Origin of the sequence: Deefgea salmonis (genome assembly GCF_020531905.1) — a bacterium.
GTDB lineage: Bacteria > Pseudomonadota > Gammaproteobacteria > Burkholderiales > Chitinibacteraceae > Deefgea > Deefgea salmonis.
Window position 1 is genome coordinate 1 of record NZ_JAJAWG010000022.1, and the last position, 3,624, is coordinate 3,624.

Annotated in this window: 4 protein-coding genes and 1 pseudogene; 4 read left to right on the forward strand and 1 reads right to left on the reverse strand. The window is 62.4% G+C overall.

The features are described 5' to 3' along the window. The 3 genes and pseudogenes from trfA to LG219_RS15180 all read left to right on the forward strand — a co-directional run. Positions 1-629, forward strand: a 629-nt coding sequence (gene trfA, locus LG219_RS15170) for a plasmid replication initiator TrfA (protein ID WP_008166362.1), incomplete at its 5' end; no start/stop codon positions are given. A 19-nt stretch (positions 630-648) separates the two neighbouring features. Continuing rightward, positions 649-721, forward strand: a pseudogene (locus LG219_RS15175) (TetR family transcriptional regulator); the annotation flags it as partial. A gap of 72 nt (positions 722-793) precedes the next feature. Beyond that, positions 794-1,261, forward strand: coding sequence for a GNAT family N-acetyltransferase (locus LG219_RS15180; RefSeq protein ID WP_223155915.1), 468 nt, complete (start codon positions 794-796; stop codon positions 1,259-1,261). Here the strand turns inward: LG219_RS15180 and tet(A) are convergent. Then, on the reverse strand, positions 1,192-2,391 hold the full coding sequence (gene tet(A) / locus LG219_RS15185; RefSeq protein WP_000804064.1) for a tetracycline efflux MFS transporter Tet(A): 1,200 nt from the start codon (positions 2,389-2,391) through the stop codon (positions 1,192-1,194). The genes LG219_RS15180 and tet(A) overlap by 70 nt on opposite strands. Positions 2,392-2,497: 106 nt before the next feature. On the opposite strand from tet(A), the gene tetR(A) reads away from it, so the two are divergent. Then, positions 2,498-3,148: a tetracycline resistance transcriptional repressor TetR(A) gene (gene tetR(A) / locus LG219_RS15190; RefSeq protein WP_000164043.1), complete on the forward strand. Its 651-nt coding sequence runs from the start codon at positions 2,498-2,500 to the stop codon at positions 3,146-3,148. Positions 3,149-3,624: the final 476 nt, after the last annotated feature.

Sequence of the window (3,624 nt, forward strand, 5' to 3'; positions counted from 1 at the left end):
ACAAGGTCATTTTCCACGTCAACAAGGACGTGAAGATCACCTACACCGGCGTCGAGCTGCGGGCCGACGATGACGAACTGGTGTGGCAGCAGGTGTTGGAGTACGCGAAGCGCACCCCTATCGGCGAGCCGATCACCTTCACGTTCTACGAGCTTTGCCAGGACCTGGGCTGGTCGATCAATGGCCGGTATTACACGAAGGCCGAGGAATGCCTGTCGCGCCTACAGGCGACGGCGATGGGCTTCACGTCCGACCGCGTTGGGCACCTGGAATCGGTGTCGCTGCTGCACCGCTTCCGCGTCCTGGACCGTGGCAAGAAAACGTCCCGTTGCCAGGTCCTGATCGACGAGGAAATCGTCGTGCTGTTTGCTGGCGACCACTACACGAAATTCATATGGGAGAAGTACCGCAAGCTGTCGCCGACGGCCCGACGGATGTTCGACTATTTCAGCTCGCACCGGGAGCCGTACCCGCTCAAGCTGGAAACCTTCCGCCTCATGTGCGGATCGGATTCCACCCGCGTGAAGAAGTGGCGCGAGCAGGTCGGCGAAGCCTGCGAAGAGTTGCGAGGCAGCGGCCTGGTGGAACACGCCTGGGTCAATGATGACCTGGTGCATTGCAAACGCTAGGGCCTTGTGGGGTCAGTTCCGGCTGGGGGTTCAGCAGCCAGCGCTTTACTGGCATTTCAGGAACAAGCGGGCACTGCTCGACGCACTTGCTTCGCTCAGTATCGCTCGGGACGCACGGCGCGCTCTACGAACTGCCGATAAACAGAGGATTAAAATTGACAATTGTGATTAAGGCTCAGATTCGACGGCTTGGAGCGGCCGACGTGCAGGATTTCCGCGAGATCCGATTGTCGGCCCTGAAGAAAGCTCCAGAGATGTTCGGGTCCGTTTACGAGCACGAGGAGAAAAAGCCCATGGAGGCGTTCGCTGAACGGTTGCGAGATGCCGTGGCATTCGGCGCCTACATCGACGGCGAGATCATTGGGCTGTCGGTCTTCAAACAGGAGGACGGCCCCAAGGACGCTCACAAGGCGCATCTGTCCGGCGTTTTCGTGGAGCCCGAACAGCGAGGCCGAGGGGTCGCCGGTATGCTGCTGCGGGCGGTGATAGACTATGGCCGCGAGCATGTGGAGCAGATCATGCTGACGGTTGCGGAAGGGAACGAAGCCGCTATAAACCTCTATCAGCGATCGGCTCGTTGCCCTGCGCCGCTCCAAAGCCCGCGACGCAGCGCCGGCAGGCAGAGCAAGTAGAGGGCAGCGCCTGCAATCCATGCCCACCCGTTCCACGTTGTTATAGAAGCCGCATAGATCGCCGTGAAGAGGAGGGGTCCGACGATCGAGGTCAGGCTGGTGAGCGCCGCCAGTGAGCCTTGCAGCTGCCCCTGACGTTCCTCATCCACCTGCCTGGACAACATTGCTTGCAGCGCCGGCATTCCGATGCCACCCGAAGCAAGCAGGACCATGATCGGGAACGCCATCCATCCCCGTGTCGCGAAGGCAAGCAGGATGTAGCCTGTGCCGTCGGCAATCATTCCGAGCATGAGTGCCCGCCTTTCGCCGAGCCGGGCGGCTACAGGGCCGGTGATCATTGCCTGGGCGAGTGAATGCAGAATGCCAAATGCGGCAAGCGAAATGCCGATCGTGGTCGCGTCCCAGTGAAAGCGATCCTCGCCGAAAATGACCCAAAGCGCGGCCGGCACCTGTCCGACAAGTTGCATGATGAAGAAGACCGCCATCAGGGCGGCGACGACGGTCATGCCCCGGGCCCACCGGAACGAAGCGAGCGGGTTGAGAGCCTCCCGGCGTAACGGCCGGCGTTCGCCTTTGTGCGACTCCGGCAAAAGGAAACAGCCCGTCAGGAAATTGAGGCCGTTCAAGGCTGCCGCGGCGAAGAACGGAGCGTGGGGGGAGAAACCGCCCATCAGCCCACCGAGCACAGGTCCCGCGACCATCCCGAACCCGAAACAGGCGCTCATGAAGCCGAAGTGCCGCGCGCGCTCATCGCCATCAGTGATATCGGCAATATAAGCGCCGGCTACCGCCCCAGTCGCCCCGGTGATGCCGGCCACGATCCGCCCGATATAGAGAACCCAAAGGAAAGGCGCCGTCGCCATGATGGCGTAGTCGACAGCAGCGCCGGCCAGCGAGACGAGCAAGACCGGCCGCCGCCCGAAACGATCCGACAGCGCGCCCAGCACAGGTGCGCAGGCAAATTGCATCAACGCATACAGCGCCAGCAGAATGCCATAGTGGGCGGTGACGTCGTTCGAGTGAACCAGATCGCGCAGGAGGCCCGGCAGCACCGGCATAATCAGGCCGATGCCGACAGCGTCGAGCGCGACAGTGCTCAGAATTACGATCAGGGGTCTGTTGGGTTTCACGTCTGGCCTCCGGACCAGCCTCCGCTGGTCCGATTGAACGCGCGGATTCTTTATCACTGATAAGTTGGTGGACATATTATTGTTTATCAGTGATAAAGTGTCAAGCATGACAAAGTTGCAGCCGAATACAGTGATCCGTGCCGCCCTGGACCTGTTGAACGAGGTCGGCGTAGACGGTCTGACGACACGCAAACTGGCGGAACGGTTGGGGGTTCAGCAGCCGGCGCTTTACTGGCACTTCAGGAACAAGCGGGCGCTGCTCGACGCACTGGCCGAAGCCATGCTGGCGGAGAATCATACGCATTCGGTGCCGAGAGCCGACGACGACTGGCGCTCATTTCTGATCGGGAATGCCCGCAGCTTCAGGCAGGCGCTGCTCGCCTACCGCGATGGCGCGCGCATCCATGCCGGCACGCGACCGGGCGCACCGCAGATGGAAACGGCCGACGCGCAGCTTCGCTTCCTCTGCGAGGCGGGTTTTTCGGCCGGGGACGCCGTCAATGCGCTGATGACAATCAGCTACTTCACTGTTGGGGCCGTGCTTGAGGAGCAGGCCGGCGACAGCGATGCCGGCGAGCGCGGCGGCACCGTTGAACAGGCTCCGCTCTCGCCGCTGTTGCGGGCCGCGATAGACGCCTTCGACGAAGCCGGTCCGGACGCAGCGTTCGAGCAGGGACTCGCGGTGATTGTCGATGGATTGGCGAAAAGGAGGCTCGTTGTCAGGAACGTTGAAGGACCGAGAAAGGGTGACGATTGATCAGGACCGCTGCCGGAGCGCAACCCACTCACTACAGCAGAGCCATGTAGACAACATCCCCTCCCCCTTTCCACCGCGTCAGACGCCCGTAGCAGCCCGCTACGGGCTTTTTCATGCCCTGCCCTAGCGTCCAAGCCTCACGGCCGCGCTCGGCCTCTCTGGCGGCCTTCTGGCGCTCCTGCTGCGGCGTCCGCTCGTGGGCCGTGGCGCGGGTCCGCGCGCCGGCCTCGTGCGCCTGGCGCTCGCGGGCGAGGTCCAGGGCGGCCGTCTTCACGTTCTGCCTTGCGCAGATGAGATAGATCTAGCGTGGACTCAAGGCTCTCGCGAATGGCTCGCGTTGGAAACTTTCATTGACACTTGAGGGGCACCGCAGGGAAATTCTCGTCCTTGCGAGAACCGGCTATGTCGTGCTGCGCATCGAGCCTGCGCCCTTGGCTTGTCTCGCCCCTCTCCGCGTCGCTACGGGGCTTCCAGCG